Source organism: Candidatus Zixiibacteriota bacterium (assembly GCA_020853795.1).
Taxonomy (GTDB): Bacteria; Zixibacteria; MSB-5A5; order CAIYYT01; family CAIYYT01; genus JADJGC01.
Genome location: JADYYF010000044.1, coordinates 1 through 17,201 on the forward strand (window position 1 = coordinate 1; position 17,201 = coordinate 17,201).

Annotated in this window: 16 protein-coding genes; 2 read left to right on the forward strand and 14 right to left on the reverse strand. The window is 57.9% G+C overall.

Annotation, left to right across the window (positions count from 1 at the left end; genetic code table 11):
* The 7 genes from IT585_02850 to gmd all read right to left on the reverse strand — a co-directional run.
* A partial coding sequence (locus IT585_02850; protein MCC6962166.1) for a hypothetical protein occupies positions 1-950 on the reverse strand: 950 nt, incomplete at its 3' end.
* Between the two features lie 116 nt (positions 951-1,066).
* Positions 1,067-1,915, reverse strand: coding sequence for a hypothetical protein (locus tag IT585_02855; protein ID MCC6962167.1), 849 nt, complete (start codon positions 1,913-1,915; stop codon positions 1,067-1,069).
* Between the two features lie 22 nt (positions 1,916-1,937).
* Positions 1,938-3,014, reverse strand: coding sequence for a hypothetical protein (locus tag IT585_02860; protein MCC6962168.1), 1,077 nt, complete (start codon positions 3,012-3,014; stop codon positions 1,938-1,940).
* A gap of 152 nt (positions 3,015-3,166) precedes the next feature.
* Positions 3,167-5,416: a carbohydrate binding family 9 domain-containing protein gene (locus IT585_02865; GenBank protein MCC6962169.1), complete on the reverse strand. Its 2,250-nt coding sequence runs from the start codon at positions 5,414-5,416 to the stop codon at positions 3,167-3,169.
* A gap of 129 nt (positions 5,417-5,545) precedes the next feature.
* Positions 5,546-6,874 (reverse strand): nucleotide sugar dehydrogenase, encoded by a 1,329-nt coding sequence (locus IT585_02870; GenBank protein ID MCC6962170.1) that lies wholly within the window; start codon positions 6,872-6,874, stop codon positions 5,546-5,548.
* Positions 6,859-7,806 (reverse strand): GDP-mannose 4,6-dehydratase, encoded by a 948-nt coding sequence (locus tag IT585_02875; GenBank protein MCC6962171.1) that lies wholly within the window; start codon positions 7,804-7,806, stop codon positions 6,859-6,861. Before IT585_02875 ends, IT585_02870 begins: the two co-directional genes overlap by 16 nt.
* Positions 7,803-8,771 (reverse strand): GDP-mannose 4,6-dehydratase, encoded by a 969-nt coding sequence (gene gmd / locus IT585_02880; GenBank protein ID MCC6962172.1) that lies wholly within the window; start codon positions 8,769-8,771, stop codon positions 7,803-7,805. Before gmd ends, IT585_02875 begins: the two co-directional genes overlap by 4 nt.
* A gap of 149 nt (positions 8,772-8,920) precedes the next feature.
* On the opposite strand from gmd, the gene IT585_02885 reads away from it, so the two are divergent.
* Both IT585_02885 and IT585_02890 read left to right on the forward strand, forming a co-directional pair.
* Positions 8,921-9,355, forward strand: coding sequence for a VanZ family protein (locus IT585_02885; GenBank protein ID MCC6962173.1), 435 nt, complete (start codon positions 8,921-8,923; stop codon positions 9,353-9,355).
* A 2-nt stretch (positions 9,356-9,357) separates the two neighbouring features.
* Positions 9,358-10,614, forward strand: a complete 1,257-nt coding sequence (locus tag IT585_02890) for a histidine--tRNA ligase (protein ID MCC6962174.1) — start codon at positions 9,358-9,360, stop codon at positions 10,612-10,614.
* Between the two features lie 9 nt (positions 10,615-10,623).
* Here the strand turns inward: IT585_02890 and IT585_02895 are convergent, their stop codons facing one another.
* The 7 genes from IT585_02895 to IT585_02925 form a co-directional block, all read right to left on the reverse strand.
* Entirely contained in the window at positions 10,624-11,511 is an 888-nt protein-coding gene (locus IT585_02895) for a hypothetical protein (GenBank protein MCC6962175.1), read from the reverse strand.
* Between the two features lie 3 nt (positions 11,512-11,514).
* Positions 11,515-11,886, reverse strand: a complete 372-nt coding sequence (locus IT585_02900) for a hypothetical protein (protein MCC6962176.1) — start codon at positions 11,884-11,886, stop codon at positions 11,515-11,517.
* Between the two features lie 116 nt (positions 11,887-12,002).
* Positions 12,003-12,575 (reverse strand): pyridoxal 5'-phosphate synthase glutaminase subunit PdxT, encoded by a 573-nt coding sequence (gene pdxT / locus IT585_02905; protein ID MCC6962177.1) that lies wholly within the window; start codon positions 12,573-12,575, stop codon positions 12,003-12,005.
* 5 nt (positions 12,576-12,580) lie between these two features.
* Positions 12,581-13,456, reverse strand: coding sequence for a pyridoxal 5'-phosphate synthase lyase subunit PdxS (pdxS, locus tag IT585_02910; GenBank protein MCC6962178.1), 876 nt, complete (start codon positions 13,454-13,456; stop codon positions 12,581-12,583).
* Between the two features lie 127 nt (positions 13,457-13,583).
* The gene (locus IT585_02915) at positions 13,584-14,744 is read right to left on the reverse strand and encodes a hypothetical protein (GenBank protein ID MCC6962179.1); all 1,161 of its coding nucleotides are present in this window, start codon (positions 14,742-14,744) and stop codon (positions 13,584-13,586) included.
* Positions 14,741-16,525 carry a HAMP domain-containing protein gene (locus IT585_02920; GenBank protein MCC6962180.1) on the reverse strand — a complete coding sequence of 595 codons (1,785 nt, stop codon included), beginning with the start codon at positions 16,523-16,525 and terminating at the stop codon, positions 14,741-14,743. Before IT585_02920 ends, IT585_02915 begins: the two co-directional genes overlap by 4 nt.
* A 3-nt stretch (positions 16,526-16,528) precedes the next feature.
* Positions 16,529-17,182, reverse strand: a complete 654-nt coding sequence (locus IT585_02925) for a hypothetical protein (GenBank protein MCC6962181.1) — start codon at positions 17,180-17,182, stop codon at positions 16,529-16,531.
* Between the last annotated feature and the right edge of the window lie 19 nt (positions 17,183-17,201).

Below are 17,201 nucleotides of genomic sequence, written 5' to 3' on the forward strand. Positions count from 1 at the left end.
GCCGCCGCGAGATTCGCCTCCGGCACGATGACGTATCGGACGCGCGAATAGAATGCACGCTCGATCTTGACGCCGATTGTTGCCGGATTGGCCGGTTCCAGATTCCCGGCGGCATCGATCACACCGGTTACGGCCGCATCACACGCAATCGTCCGATCGTGGCGCAACGCCGCTGCCTTCAGGATCTGGGTGTAGGCAATCAGCGCCGCGCCTAGCCCGATCGAATCGCCGGTGAATTTCTCGGCGGCGTCGGTGACGCGATAATGCGCCCGGATCCGCCGTCCATCCGCAATCCTAACCCCTTGTCGCAACAGGGCGGTGCGCACGGCTGTCAGCGATTGATGCAAAGCACCGACAAAGGAGTCGTCGACGGCAATGACCTGCATCTGGAACGTCACCTCATCGGCTTTACGGCGATCGCGGCCCAGCTCGATCTCGCATTGCAAGGTTCGCATCCGGCCGCGAAGCGTGGCTGGCGATGTCGTCCGCTCGACGAAAAGGCAATTGACGGCGTTGTCAGCACCAGCCTCGTGTTCGAGCAGCCATTCGTCGAGAATTTCCTTGAGCAACGCGTGCAGTGCCGGGTCGTGCTCCTCAGCCTGTCGGGTCAATTCGGCCAGCGAATCCTGAGCGTAAAGCCCGCTCAGGGTTTCCGGATCGGGCACAAAGCCGGACTTCGATCCGCTCAACTCTCGGCTGAGATTCAGCGCCGTCTCAAGGTCGCCAAGCTGGAACAACAAGGTGGCGCGCCGATGACGGAGTGCCCGGCGCAGTTCGACAAGCCGCGCATCTCCACGCACGAGAGTGCATTCGTCGGCCACTCCTGTGAGGGACTCCAGTTCGTCCGGAATGAAATCCGCCGTTCGCAGCGCGGCATAGGCACGGAGGTAGAGTTCGACGTATTCATCGAAGTAGCTGGCATAAGCCGGATCGGATACGCGTTGGCGCAAGAGCGGCCAAAACTGCGCCAACGTCAGCAGGCGCAGATCAGCAGCCGGACATTCTTGAACTGCGCTACATGTTTGTTCCCAGCTTCGAGCAAAGTCGAGTGGCGAGATTGGCATAATCAGCGGAATAGTCGCAGCGTTGTCGGGGCCTTGGATGAGGGAAGGGCAAAGCGGGCTGGCTGGCCGGTGACGGCGGCTTCAGTTTGAACCATGCTGCCGGTCGTCAGATAGAATCGCGCCGGCGCAAACTGACGGCTGCCGTCCAGCGTCAACAACTCGGCGCTCAATACCCATGCGCCGGACTGCTCTTCGATCTTCACCTTGATGCCGTCGCCGCGCTCAGTCTTGAGGATAGTCTCGCCTGAGCCTCCGGATGCCGGCAGCTCGGCGACGAGTTCAGACAATTCGAGAACGGCCTCAGGTAACCGAAGCTCCCAGTCACTGGCCCTCGGGTTCACCAGCGGCGGACCATCGACCTGGGCTCTGCCGACGGCGTCAGTCAAGAACTCCCGATGTTGGGGTGGATTGCAGACGAGGACATGATCGAACATAGCGGCGTCATCGGCAATCACCTGCAGGTGGTCGGTGCCGGCACGACCGTCGTGGACCAGGCGCAGCACGACCTCCGGGCGCTCGGAGAAAAATGTCGCGACGGCGGCGGTTTCCGACTGGGTCGCCGGCGGGGGATCGGCCGCCAGCAGCCCCGGAGTCTGGCGGGCTTCGCGGGCCAGAAGTTGGAGCGCGATCCGCCAGCCGCGAAGAGCCGCACTGAAGCAGGCTTCGGCTTGTCCGTGCAGCGCCGGAAGCGCCGATGTTGACTCCAAGTCACTGTTGGACGACGTGCGCGTTCGCAGGCGCTCGACCAATTCGCGGCAAAACTCGCATTCCTCTACGTGGCGGGCGATTGCAGTGTCCGGCGATGCGCCATTGGCGAACTTCTCAAGTTGATTCCGCGTGGGATGAAGCATGACCTAATCAGGATCCCTCAGATTACCAATAGCTCCAAATCTTGCGAATTGTGGAATTATTTCGAATTCGTTCGGCAAAGTGGTCTTCTGCCTTCTTGATCAGGCTCTCGAACAGCGTCTTGTACTTTTCAACGTACAAAGCGCCAATTTCGGCCGGATGGACCTGCCGAAAATAGCTGCCATAGGAAGCCGGGTGCATGATTCCACCGTTGGTGGAATCGCGCAAGTACAATTCCGCGGCTTCCGCGTAGCGGGTTGCCTCGAGTTCGGTCAGTTTCCGCTTATCCACCCACTCGGCGAGCAGATCGTCACGGAACCATTGCAGCGTCGCCTTCAACTCTATCTCGAATTGCTCGCGGGCCACAAACTGCATCTGACTCATTTCCGGCGACGGCATCGGCGCTTCTTCAACCATGTAACGCACATGAACCGCCGTCACCGCTGCGATCAAGTCAACTTCCCGAATGACGCTCGGATAGTTCGATTGCTCCGAAACCAATTGCAGGACATTGCGATTCCAGGATTCGACGGTGTTCGAATTGAGAAATGCCAGCTCGACGATCTGCGCCAACTGCGTGGAGGGCATCGCCGTGAGCGGCGCCAGATTGGCCGGGGCTGCCGGAGGCAGGCACCAGTATCGTTCCCGCTCGACCTCGCGCAGAAGCGCCATCGACTGGTTCTCGAGCGCTTCATAGAATCGACGTTTAAGCCGCGCCAATTGCGGATCACCATCAGCGGCGATATAGCCGATCTCCTTCAACGTGTAACCGCGCAGCAACCACATGTAGAGTTCGGCAAGGCGCACCGGAGCGATATTCTGGAAATCGGTGATTCCGTGCCGGACGAAGAAGCCGAAGATGACCGGGAACGGCCGATCAGCTTCCGAAGCGAAGAACGTTCCGAGAATATCATACGCCAGATTCCCGAGCGCGTTTTTCGTGTCGGTACAGTCGATCGGCAACCGATAACCGCGCTGCGAAAGCTGGCGCAAATACGAAATCAGCTCCCGATGGGTGATCTGGAACACCAGATGGAAAGCGCGTCGATCAAAAGGATCGTGGAGAAACGAGACAAGAATTGTCGGGAGACCTGAAATCACAACGTTCTACACTGCTCTGCCGTTTTTCCGCTCATGCCGCCCTTACGGCCGACACCCGATATGTTAGGACTTTCTCAATATAACCGCTGGGTATGATTTGGTCAAGTACTTGGACAAATCATCACGAGCGACGGGTGGGGTGAGTCTGGACGCTATAAGCGCAACAGGTACTGAAACTTGAAGAAGAACTGCCGGCCTGAGAGTGCCAAGTCCTCAGAGTTCGGCAAATTCTGATAGTTGTGGGCCGAGCCGGCATAGAAGATGGTAAAGGGGTTAAATTTATAGCTGATCAGAGGTTCGATGTTGAGGACGCGGTCAAAATTATCATACTGGACGATCAGGCGAAGAAACCACTCGCGAGTAAACTGGTAGTTCAGCTTGGTTCGCAATACATAACCAGCGTAAATCTTGCGACCGTCGGCGAAGCTTAGCTCTGAATACCCGTACTCCGGCTGCACAACCAAGCGCTCGAATGACTTGATGGATGCCACTGCCTCATACTCCCAGCCGCGTCCGAGCACCGGGGGCTCCACGCGGCGGGCAATGTAGCGGATTTTTTTCGCCTGTAGTTCGACTGTAACCGCGTCGATGAACCGGCTGCTGACGCCGACGCGATAGTCGCGAATGCCGGGGAAGAAGATACCCTGATAGGTCTCGCGACTGAAGAGATATCCCAGTTCGAGCGTCGTTTGAGCCGGGAAAAGCAGCACCATCTCCGGCGATACCCACTCGTCCTTGCGCTTGCCCGCGTAATTCCAGATTCGCCCCAGTGCGATCGAAGTTGAGACTTCCTTCACAACCTTGCGATTGGGTCGGAAGAACAGCCCGGTCCAGACGTCGCCTTCGCGCTGGTTGTTCCGGAAAACGAAACCATTGTCGGCGCGAAAAGTCGAACTGGCACCACGGTAGCTCAATTCCAGGTTCCAGACGCGGGCCTCGCGTTCCAGACCGGCATAAATCAGGCTGCCCCAGTATTTCTCGCCGTCGAACGCGGCCGTGTGGCGGCCGCGATTGAAAGTCGCATTATCGCCGGCTCCGTACAAGTCAGAATCAGCCGGCTCTACCGTACGGCTCGCCAGCAGTTGGCCGACCAGCCGATAGTTTTTGAGAAATCGTAAACTGACATCCGCGCCGGCGACCGAGCCTGATCCGCCGTTATCGAGGCGGCGATCAGTGATAATGGCGCCGACATAGGAATCCTCGCCAATCGATTGGCGCACGCGGCCAATGTTCGACACGCTCTTGCCGGCCGTAACGATATCGGTATGTTCGTCGAAGGGCAGGATGATCGGGGAGATTTCGTCCCGTGCGCCGACGTAGCCGACTGTCGTCTTTGGCGTCGCCCGACCGGTCAACTTCGCGGCGATCAGAGGATCATTCAGCGAGCGGGTATAGACCACGTCCGTGAACGTGCGGAAGACATCCGAGCCTTCCTGAAAGAACGGTCGTTTCTCGGGATAGAATAGCGCAAAGTTGTTGTTTACGTCGATCTGTGCGGCATCTGATTCGACCTGGCTGAAGTCGGGATTGATGGCGATGTCGGCCGTCAGATCGGAACTCAACAGATAGCGCAGATTCAGCGAGGCCTCTCCATCGGGATTCTCATGCTTAAGTCCGGCACGCAAATCCTCCAGGTTTTCAGGTACGGAGTACTGGTAGCCGACCAGTGACGGTAATGCCTCGAGACGGCTCCCCGGCGCCGCACCTTCGATGCCGGTCAGGTAGCCAAACTGACACGGGAAGCACGGCTCGTCGCGGTCAATCGCGGCCCAGGTCGAGCGCTCGCGGCTGGAGCGCGACCGATTGCGCCAGAACGTTGCCCGCCACTCCTGCACCGGCCGATGCGGAAAACGGAGACTGCTGAACGGGATGGCGACTTCCGCCTGCCAACCCTGCGTCGTCAACTTCCCCCGTGACTCAAAGACGATGTCGAAGGTCATCTCCTCCTCGCCGTCACTCAGCATTTTAAGGTCGCCTTGCAGTCCGTAGGGGTTGACGAAAATCTCGTACGCCCAGGCCGCATCGCCATAGGTGTCGAGGATGATACCAATGTAATCGTCGGAGAAGATTTCGTCGCGATCGCGCATCGTCACGCGCACCGTTGTCGGGTCGTCGTAGCAGATGAAGGCGAGATAGAAATTCTCGGCGTCGTAGGTTACCAATACCTCGGTCGCAACCGGCGGTTTCACCTTGTCACCCGGCGTGTGCTCAGCGAAGTTCTCGGCCTTGGCAGCGCCGATCCAGCCGGCGTCGTCGATCTCCCCGTCGATTGTGATCGCGCCGGCGGCACGTCCGACCGCCAATCGTGGTTTCTCATTAGGCACAAATGGCGTCTGTGCGAAAGATGCGGCGGTACTGCAGAGCAGGAGCAGAAGTGCAATCGTCAATTGCGAGTAGTTCATGGTATGTCGCTATTTACGAAGCTAGCGCCTTCAAGTTGCGCCTTTGTTGTCACCGTAGACGCAGAGACAAAGAGGCCGGAGTCGATCGACTCCGGCCTCATTCAATGCGATCGGACTTGCGAGTCTGCGCTACAACCGCTCGATTTTGCGGCGATTGCGCCGGACCTTCTTGGTGGCATTACGCGTATCGAACACTGCCTGCGAGTTATCGACGATCCACTGGTAGTCGTAATCCGAATGGTCGGTGATGATAATCGTCAGATCAGCGCTCTTGAGCAGCGCCGCCGTCAGTTTGGTGGATTTCAAATCAAGTCGGTGGTGTTCGTCAAAGCGGATCCGCGGGACGTACGGGTCGTTGTAGAAGACCTTGGCGCCGGCCTTCTGTAACAGGTTCAGGCAGTCCAATGCCGGTGATTCGCGAACATCCGCAATGTCACGCTTGTACGCCACGCCCAGCACGACCACTCGCGATCCGTTGAGCGAACGCTTCCGGCGGTTGAGATTGCGAGTAACTCGTTCCAGCACGTACTCCGGCATGTGCGAATTGACGTCGCCCGCCAGCTCGATGAAGCGAGAATAGTAATTCAGACTCTTCAGTTTCCACGACAGGTAATGCGGGTCGATCGGGATGCAGTGGCCGCCCAATCCCGGCCCCGGGTAGAAGGGCATGAACCCAAACGGTTTGGTCGTGGCCGCTTCAATAATCTCCCAGACGTTCAGTTTCAGGCGATCGCACATCAGCGCCACCTCGTTCACCAGTCCGATATTCACCGATCGGAAGGTGTTTTCCAGCAGTTTCACCATCTCCGCCGCTTGCGTCGAGCTGACGATATGAACGCGGTTGATCGCCGCTTCGTAAAAGATCTTTGCCATCTGCTGGCACTTCGGTGTGTGCCCGCCTACCACCCGCGGCGTGTTCTTGGTCTGATAAATGGCGTTGCCGGGGTCAACCCGTTCCGGGCTGAAAGCGAGATAGAAATCCTTGCCGACTTTCAGGCCGGTTTCTTCCAGTTGGGGCAGAATCAGTTCTTCCGTCGTGCCCGGGTAGGTAGTTGATTCCAGCACCACCAACATTCCGGGATGGAGGAACTTCTTTACCTGGGCAACCGCAGTGAGGATGTAGGAGACATCCGGATCCTTGGTTTTCGACAGCGGCGTCGGCACGCAGATCGTGCAGACATCACAATAGCGCATCTGCGAGAAGTCGCCGGTGGCCCGCAGTTTCTTGGCATTGACGGCTTTCTTCACTTCGCGCGCCGGCACGTCACCGATATCCGAACCTCCGGCGTTGATCAGCTTGATCTTGGCTTGCGAGATTTCAAAGCCGACCACGCGATAGCCGGCATGAATGTACTCGATCGCGAGCGGCAGGCCGACATAACCCAGGCCAATCACGCCGACGACGGCCGATCTGTCTTTCAGTTTCTGCGCCAATTGATTTTTCAATTCATCCTCCAGTATTCCAGAGTATCGAGCAGCGTCTGCTCGATCCGATATCTCGGCCGAAAGCCAAGTTCCTTCCTTGCTTTGGTAATGTTGCCGACCAACAGCGGCACTTCGACCGGCCGGATTAATGCCTGGTCGACCCTGACTGTTATTTCGGCATTTGCCATCTTCGTCAATAGCTCCAGATAGTTGCGGATCCGGTCGGCTTTGCCGCTGGCGAGAATATACGCCTCGCCGACCACGCCGCGTTTGGCCGCCAGGCGGTAGCCCTCGACAATGTCGCGAACGTCCGCCAGATCGCGTTTGGCCGATAGGTCGCCTACCTTGATCACGCCCCGCTTCCGTCCGCGCTCAATCTTGGCAATCTGCGAGCAAAAATCAGGGATCACGTACCCGGTCGCCTGCCGCGGGCCGGTATGGTTGAAAGCACGAACCCTCACGACCGGCAGACCATAGGCGCGATAGTACTGATACGATAAGATGTCGGCGGCCGCCTTGGAAGCGCCATACGGCGACACCGGCCGCAACGGATAGTCGGGCTTAATCGGCATCTTCTCCGGCGGCACGGGACCATAAATATCAGCCGAAGACACAAACACGATTTTTTTTGTCGACTTACATCCCCGAAGAGTCTCATAGAGGCGTGCTGTACCCATCAGGTTGACTTCAAGAGTTTCTATTGGGCGCGAGAATGATGGGCCCACGGCCGCCAGGGCCGCGAGGTGGAACACCCAATCGGGGCGATAATCGGCGAGGAATTTCTTAAGAATGGCCGTGTCCTCAAGACTGGCCTGTACAATTTTGACTTGGTCGGCAACGGCACGGATGTTGTGGCGGGACTCCCCGCGCAAGGTTGTTCCGGCAACCTCGATGCCGTGGGCGAGCAGATTCTCGGCGAGGTGGGAACCGGCAAACCCGGTCACTCCGGTAATGAATGCCCTCATACCCTCTGTCTTTTGTTCAACAGTGCCAGATCGGCATCGACCATCATCTCCACAAGTTGGCGGAAAGAAACCTTGGGTTGCCATCCAAGTTTCGTACGGGCGTGGGTCGAGTCACCCAGCAGAATATCGACCTCTGCCGGCCGGACGAAGCGCTGGTCAACCTTGACATACTGCTTATAATCCAGATCGACATGGCCGAACGCGATCTCGCAGAACTCGCGCACCGAATGATTCTCATTGGAGGAGATGACGAAATTGTCCGGTTCCGGCAACTGCAACATCCGCCACATGGCGTCAACGTAGTCGCCGGCATATCCCCAGTCGCGCTTGGCGTCAAGGTTGCCCAGGTATAGCACGTCGGTCAACCCCAGCTTGATTGCGGCTGCGCCGTAAGAGATTTTGCGGGTCACAAATTCCAGTCCGCGCCGCGGTGATTCGTGGTTAAAGAGGATGCCGGACGAGGCATGTATGCCATACGATTCCCGGTAGTTGACCGTGATGAAATGACCATACACCTTGGCGACACCATACGGCGAACGCGGGTAGAACGGCGTCTTTTCAGTCTGGGGAACCTCCTGCACCTTGCCGAACATCTCCGATGACGACGCCTGATAGAATTTGATTTTGCGGTCAACCTTGCGGATCGCTTCCAGCAGTTTGGTCACGCCGAGCGCGTCAAACTCGCCGGTGAGGACCGGCTGCGACCATGATGTCGGCACGAACGATTGCGCGGCCAGATTGTAGACCTCGGCCGGGCGCAGCTCTTCGATCAGTCCTAGCATTGACATCTGGTCGAACAGGTCGGCCTGCACCAGATGAATGCGACCCTTGATGTGATTGATCCGCTCGAAATTCTCGGTGGAGGATCGGCGCACCATGCCGAAAACATCGTAGCCCTTTTCGAGCAGCAACTCGGCGAGGTACGAGCCGTCTTGGCCGGTCACTCCGGTAATTAATGCACGCATTTCCTACTCCCGTCTTCGGGTTGCGGGGAATATGATGGCCACCCGCATTAAAGTCAAGCTGGGAGAGCTTGTGGCGATCGATCCCTCAATATACACTTTGGCGGCTGTTCCGTTTGCCGAAATGCCTCACGCAAACTATATATAGCGCGATGACCAGACAACTGCTCCTACGCCGGATTTTACCCATCCTCTATGCTCTCGCGATCATCACGCTGTCTTCAATGCCCAATGCCCAGCCGCCGTCGTTTGAGATTCCCAATATCGACAAGTTTTATCACTGTCTGGAATACTTCATCTTCGGTTGTCTGGTGTTTCGGGCATTTCCCGGCATTGAGGCCTCCCGGAAGCGGATTTGGCTCTACCTTCTGTTGTTCGCGTTCGGACTGGCTTACGCCGGTTTGGACGAAACTGTGCAGTCGTTTGTGCCGAATCGCGATTCCTCCCTTGGCGATTGGCTGGCCGATGCCACCGGCTATTGTTTGGCCGGTATTTGCGTTGTTGCTTTCCGCGCCCGCCGTCGCCATAATGATGTTGACGCGGAGCACCGGGCACAACCGGCTGCGCCGGAAGAAGAGTGGAGATGAGTATGAAGTATCAACGAATCAAGGGCACTTTCGATATCCTCCCTGATGAGTCCCCCAAATGGATTCACCTTGAAAAGGTCGTCCGCGAAGTGATGCGGCGATTCAACTACTCCGAAGTCCGCCCCCCGCTGTTTGAAATGACCGAGTTGTTTGCCCGCGGAATTGGCGAAGGCACGGATCTCGTCTCGAAAGAGATGTTCACATTCACGGACATGGGTGGGCGCAGCCTGACGCTGCGGCCGGAAGCGACCGCTTCGGTCGTGCGCGCCTACATCGAGGAATCCCTGGGCAAACAGGCGCCGCTGACCAAAGTCTTCTACATCGGGCCGATGTTTCGGCAGGAGAAACCGCAGAAGGGTCGCCAACGGCAGTTTCATCAGTTTGGCGCCGAGGCGATTGGCGCGGCCGATCCGCGTATCGATGCGGAGATCATCGCTATCAGCGTGCAGATCCTGCAGGAGTGCGGCATCGAGAAGTATGAAGTGGCAATCAATTCTGTGGCGACGCCGGAAATTCGGGCTCGGCATCGGGTGGAGTTGCTCAAATACATCGAGCCGCGTGCTGCCGATTTATCTGCCGTCGATCGCGAGAAGATCACCCGCAATCCGTTGCGCTTGTTCGATAGCAAAGAAAAGTCGACGCGCGAAATCATGCTGGATGCCCCGCTGCTGTCGAAATTCTACGACGATGCCGTCAACCGCGACTTCGAGATCGTCATGGCAGCGCTGGAGAAGCTGGGCGTGCCGTTTGTCGTCGACCCCCGCCTGGTGCGCGGTCTCGACTACTACACGCGCACCGCTTTTGAAGTGCGCTCATCGCTGCTGGGTGCACAGGACGCGCTCTCCGGCGGCGGTCGCTACGATCTGCTGGTTGCCGAATTGGGCGGCGATCCGACACCGGCTGTGGGGTTCGCGGCCGGTATGGAAAGGACGCTGCTGGCGATGGAAGCCACCGGATTCAAGGGACTGGAGGCCAGTCTGCTGGACTTGTTCATCGTGGCTGTCAACGAGGACGAACGGCGCGAAGCGCTGACTTTGGCCGGCAGGCTGCGCGAGGCCGGGATTTCTGTTGACCTCGATTTTTTGGGCCGCTCGCAGAAAGCGCAGATGAAGGAAGCCGCGCGCCAGCGGGCGCGATTCGCGATTCTGGTCTTTTCGGATGACCTGGCGACACAGCAATATACGATCAAGAACTTGGCTTCCGGTGAACAGGAAAGGCTGCCGTACGCCGGACTGATGCGGGTCATTGTATCGGTGTGAGGTGCGCTGTCAGTTGGTGAATTCCTGCGAAGTCTTGCGGATGTTGTCGATCACTTCATCGTAGTACGGCTTCTCCTTGAGACTGGCATAGGCGCCGGGGAAGAGCACCACGGTAATCTCCGCTGACATCTCCGAGAAATTGTTCATGATGACGGCGAAGCGCTGGCCGTTCGGCAGGCGGGTATTGTCGATCATCGGAAAATCATAGAAGCCGACGCTAAAGGCGACGTTCTTGGAAATCGGATCGCCGGACCCGTTATAGCTGCGCACGGTGACGTCGAGGCGCAGTTCTTTGGCCTCAAAATCCACTCCAACGACGTCGACCGTCAGGGCCGTCGTGGCGCTGTCGAGCGACAGCTCCGCCGTTTCCAGTGTCGCGTCCTCGAAGTCCGGCCCCAGCTCAAAACCCCAGTCTTTTTTCACGCCGACGCCTTCAAGCACGATCATTTGCTTCTTGGTGATCTCGCGGGCCACGCGCTCCAGCCGCTGCTGGTAGGCCTGATAACGCGCGATCGTATCGGGACGATTCTCGTGCTTGAGTCGCTCGCTCAAGCTCTGGCGCAAGTCCGTAAAGAGCGGTTTAAGATTCAGCGACTCATGGAAGTTGTAGGCAAGCAATTCAAGGTTTAGTACCGCTGCACCGACGGTTGATTCCTGCGGCCGCAGAAACGTGCCGATGATCGAAACGAACATGTCCTTGCGCAGCGCGCTCTCAGACTGCTCGCGATTGCTCATCAGCTCTGAATAAAGCCGGGTGTTGGCATCAATCGACTGCTGGCGTTCCAGGTATTGGGAGGTGAAGAAACCCAGCATGGCGATCGCCACAGCCGTCAGGAGTCCGCCTAACGGCTGGAGTATGACCGCCAATTTGTCCCAGAAGTCGCGTTGATGCTCCATCGTCTACTTCCGTTTGAGGAGGTACTTGCCGTCTTTGTCTTTCTCAAGCACCAGATCATATCTCGTGGCGTTAGCGTAGGAGAAGACCTCCAGAGTTGCCGTCTGCTTCTCAATGTGCACAGTCAGAATGCACTTGCCCTCTTCCTTGACGTTCAGGCGATACGCACCGAATTTGTCGGTAACCCCTGAATCCACGACCGCCGGCGTGACCGCAGCTTTGCCGGCTTCCGCCGGCTTGATCGGCGCAGTAATCGTCAGCTTGCTGCCCTCAGCGATCGGCTTGTCCCCCATCTTGATGTCGCCGAAAATCTTGCCGGCGAACAACTGTGTCAGCGGCAGCAGTGCCAAAATGATAATTCCTACTACGCGATGCATTGTCTCCTCCTCAGATGGTTTCCACAGTTAAACAACAGTTCCACCCGGTCGTATCCAACAAATATTTGAGAATTGCCGCCGGAACCCGCCCGCATTGTCGCTGCTGCGGTGCTGAGCTACGAACTCATTGAGAGGAAGTACTCTTGAAAGCGGAGCGTGTTGGTCAATTCGGGGTGGAATGCCGTTGCTATCACATTCTGGCGCCGGACTATTACGCTCTCGCCGCGGCACTTTCCGAGCACGTCAACCCCGGTTCCAATTGCCGAGATCTTGGGCGCCCGAATGAACACCATCTCCAGTGGCTCGGGTGTGCCGTTGACGCTCAGTTCTCCGATTTCGATGAACGACTCAAACTGGCGGCCGTAGCCATTGCGTTCGACCGCGATATCAAGTAGACCCAGCGGCGAAATCGTCGGGTCGTTGGTGACCGTACCGGCCAGCAAGATCATGCCGGCACAAGTGCCCCAGACCGGTTTTCGTTCGGCAAATTCGCAGATCGGTTTGTCTAACCCAGTGGATTTTATGAAGCGGTCGATAACTGATGACTCGCCACCGGGAATCACGAGGTAGTCGCACATGGACAACTGGGTGGCGGATTTCACCAGCCGCACCCCACATTTCAGCTTCTCGAAGGCTTCGCGGTGCTTCGCGAAGTCCCCCTGGAAGGCGAGAATTCCAACCGCAGGCATAGTTACTAACGGTACTGCAGCAGCTCTTCCTTCGGAAGCTTGCTGATCTCCAAGCCCACCATGGGATCACCAAGCATCCGTGACGCTTCGAGCACAATGGCCGGGTCGTCGTAGTGCGTTGTCGCAGTTACGATGGCCTTGGCCAGGCGCGCCGGATTGGATGACTTGAAGATACCGGAGCCGACGAACACTGCCTGGGCGCCAAGTTTCATGCAAAGGACGGCGTCGGCGGGTGTCGCAATGCCACCGGCGGCGAAATTCGGGACGATCAGGTCCTGGCGGTCGGCAGTCTTCTTAACGAGATCCACGGGTACGCGGTATTCTTTAGCAGTCTTCTTGAGACGCTCTTTGTCGAGCTTTTTCAAGGCGTGGATTTCACCGTAGATTTGCCGCAAATGTCGAACGGCCTCAACGATGTTCCCGGACCCGGCCTCACCCTTGGTGCGGATCATCGCCGCGCCTTCGTTGATGCGACGCAAAGCTTCGCCCAGATTGCGGCAGCCGCAAACGAACGGAATCTTGAACTGGTGCTTCTCAATATGATTCTCTTCATCGGCCGGGGTTAGGACCTCCGACTCATCGATGTAGTCGACTTTGAGCTCCTGCAGTAGTTCGGCTTCCGCGAAGTGACCGATCCGGCACTTGGCCATTACCGGGATCTGAACCATGGCCTTGATCTCTTCGATTTTCTCTACCGGCGACATCCGCGCCACACCACCGGCTTTGCGAATATCCGCCGGTACGCGCTCAAGCGCCATGACCGCCACTGCACCGGCATCTTCGGCGATCTTTGCCTGTTCGGCGTTGGTAACGTCCATGATCACGCCGCCCTTGAGCATCTCCGCCAGGCCGACTTTGAGCGTCCAATCTTTATCGTTCATAGCAAACACCTCATCTCGCTAATCCTCTATGATACGAAACGGCTGCACGCTGTTGCTGTGCCGTTTCGCACCGAACTAAGACAGTCTATATAATGGAGATTCGCCCAAAAGGCAAGTTGCGGATGGGTCAGCGGATGGCGACGGACATCTGGATCGCGCCAGTCTCATCATCCAAAGTGTCAAAGTCGGGACAGCGCACGATCTGAGTCACAGCCTTGAGTGTAACCGACGGGTCCAATCGATAGCCAACTCCTAACTCCATGCGATTCAATGGGTAATCCCAGTCTTGTTCGCCCAGACCGGTTCCAAAGTCGAGCTGGGAGAAGCGAATTGTCTCAATGCGGCCGGCCAGATACCACTGCGGGGCGAATTTGTAGCGCAGATTGAGATAGGCGCTGTACGCGTCGAGATTGCCAAAAATGGGGTGCTCCCAGCGCGTCCAGAACCCTTCGGCCAGCGCCTCGAGATAACCGTAGTCGAACAGTGTTCCGATGCCACCGCCGTAGTTGAGGTAGTCCTCGGCACTCTTGCCACTGTGATACCCGTCCTCGTATTCAGCCCCATTCGCTTCAAGACTCTCCAGCGACGACAAATACGGGCCGGCGAAGCCGTTGAGCATGATGGAGAGAGCCGACGATGCGTAGCAGGTTAGTTTCGCCGTGAATTGCGGCATGTCCTTCTCTGGCTGGATGGCCGGACTCGAGAGCGTTCCGCTGATCGCCGCGACCGACCAATCGAAGCTTCCGATCGCGCCATAGAGCTCCACACCGGTATTCCAACAGGCGTCATAGAGAATAGGCCAGCCATAGCGAGCATACCCGCGGCCACGCTGCCAAAACAGTTGCGCGGTACTGACCTGATCGGCACCCGGGTTAAGCGCGGTGTGGTAATTGTACATCAACGGCACACTGATCAGCGGATTCTTGTCCGAATACGTCCGAGGTCCCCAGTAGCCGACGGTATTCGGAATCAGCCCGGCGTGCAGGTTGAGACTCTTGCCGCCGATTCGACTCAGGCGCACGTACGCGCCATACAAATGAAAGCGATCATTGTCGATTAGAATCTGCGTGAAGACGCTGGCATTCTCGGAGGCGGCGGCATCGAAGAAGATGCGCGCGCGGATGAAGTCATAGTTGGAGAATTTCTTGAATGTCAAGTTCGAAACATCGGTCGCAGATCGATTGCGCGCGACGATGTCAAGCAGACCGCTGACTTCGAATTGCGCGCTCGCGAGGGAAGGGACCACTACCATCGCGGCAAGCAGCAAGATTCTGATGCCGACGATCATGCTGTGACGCCGCTGTTGAGATTCGACGCGGGGCTGCCATGACGGATGAGACTGGCGGGCAGGCGCATGATGAAGTGAGCGCCGCGGCTCTCTGCTGAGGAGACGCTTAACTCGCCGCCGTGATCGGCGACGATCTTGTGGCTGATGGCCAGTCCCAGGCCGGTGCCGGTCGATTTGCCGTGCGTGACGAAGGGTTTGAAGACATCCGCCAGGATTTGTGGCGGAATGCCCGGTCCGTCATCCGTAACATGGATTTCGACGTGCTCAGGGTTGCAGAGAATCCGAACGAGCACGGCATGGCCGGGAGAGAGCGCCTCAAAGGCGTTGTTCAGCAAATTGTCGACCACACGACGAATCTTATGCTGATCGATGGCAGCGATGAATTCGGCGGGAGCTTCATAATGCAGGCCGATCCGCTGGCGATCGTATCGTTCACGATGATGGTCGACTTGTCGCCGCAGGGTCTCAACCAATGGCACGTCCTCCAACTGCAGCGACTTGTTACCGTGCGCGTAGTCAAGCAAGTCCTGAGTCATGTTAACCATGCGCTGCACCTGGTTCTTGATGTTGCGGCAGTAGTCGGCGCGCTTGGCTTCACCGCCCAGGCCGTGCGTCAGCGCCTCGACGGACAGCGAAATCGCCGTCATCGGACTCTTGAAGTCATGGATGATTCCGGCCGCGAGCTGGCCGATGGTGGCCAACCGTTCGGCCTGAATCCGTTCCTCCTGCACACGGGCAATCGTCTCACGGTTGGTGAGCAGCGTCCGGCGCATGTTGTCAAAGCAGGTCGCAAGGTAGCCGAGTTCGTCGTCGCTCAAGGGAGTAATCGGATGTTCGAGATGGCCGGCGGAAATCTTGCCGGCGGCATCGACCAGACGATCAACCGCGGCCGTCAGCTTGGCAGCGGTATAACGATAGATCATGAGGATGGCCAGAACCGAAGCAGCCAGAGTCAGCACGATCAGATAGAGCGAGATATTGGCGATGGCCGGTTGAAGTTGAGCATCGAGCGAGCGTACCAGAAGCACCGATAAGTCAGTGCCGGCACCGAGACGATGTTCGAGCAGCAGATAGTCTTCGCTCCCCAGCGCCCGCGTATGGACCGCCCGCGGTTTCGCCTGATCCAACTGGGCAGCCAACCGGACCACCTGTTCGCTGCTGCTGACGTCGACGTTGGTTGAAGCGACAATGCGACTTTGCGAAACCACGAGAATCTCGCTGCCGGTCAATTGCTTCAGGCGGTGCAGCAGGTCATCATCAATACGATAACCAACCAGTAGCCGGCCCGCTTGTTGACTCGCCCCCAGCAACACCGGGGCCGTAAGAATTTGATAGACGCAACCGTCGAGATAACTGAACATCCGCTTCTGCTCGTGCTCATAACGGCTGCCGATCAACGGCAGTGAGTCAATCGTAATCCGCCCCGGTGCATGATCCCGCGCGAAGACGCGGCCGGTCTCGTCGGCAATCACGAAGAGGTCAGCCTGAACAACCTGGCGAAAGTCGGCTACCTCGTATTGGGCGGTGGTGGGATCTCCCTCGGCCACAGCCGCCAGGAATCGCGGGTCCGACAGCAGAATGTCGATGCCGGTCTTCAGCAGGGCGAAACGAGTCTCGAAATAATTGTCGAGGACCAGGTCGGCAGTCTCGATTTCCTGCGAGAAATGGTGCGTATACTCTCTCTTAATGACGCCGCGGACGACGAAGAACACCACGATGGCCCCGATGACGATCGTGCCGGTGACGAACAACTGGAATCTGCGTCCAATCGACAGGCGCATCGCTTACCTCACGTCGACTACGACCGACTCTTGCGCCGGCACCGTGACTTTCATTTCAATATCGGGGAGCTGCTCCTGCCAAACCTTCAGCACATATTCGCCGGGGGGCACATTCGGAATGCGATAATGCCCGTCGGGTCCGGTGACGGCAAAATACGGTTGTTCCAACACGAGGATATGGGCCCGCATGCTCGGGTGGATTTCGCAGAAGACCTTGATCAGACCCGGCGTGTCAAAGGTCACCGACTTGGACTTGCCCTTGGGATAGCGACCGAGGTCGAACTTCCTGGCTTTGGAGTAGGAGAAAACGTTGTGATAGACGGGATCGAGATTCGGGAAGTCGACCGTTGTCCCGACCAGGATCGGCAGCACCGGCGGTTGGAACGTCTGGTCGCGTTGCAGCATCTGCGGCCGTTCGCTTGGCGGCGTAAACGGTCCGGCCGCTTGGCCGACGAGATAGACGACGGCGGGCGCCTCCGGCGCAACTGCGCCCGATCTGGCGGAGCCGCCGCGACTTGGGTAGCGGTCGATGGCGGAAGCCGCCTTTTCCGGCGCGCGGCGTAGGAGCGTGCCGGTCACCGTCGTGGCGACCGCGGCGCCGCCCAGCGCGCCGGCGAACAGGCACGCCAGGAAACATGCAGGCAAACGGGTGACCATATCCCTATTTTCGGACGAC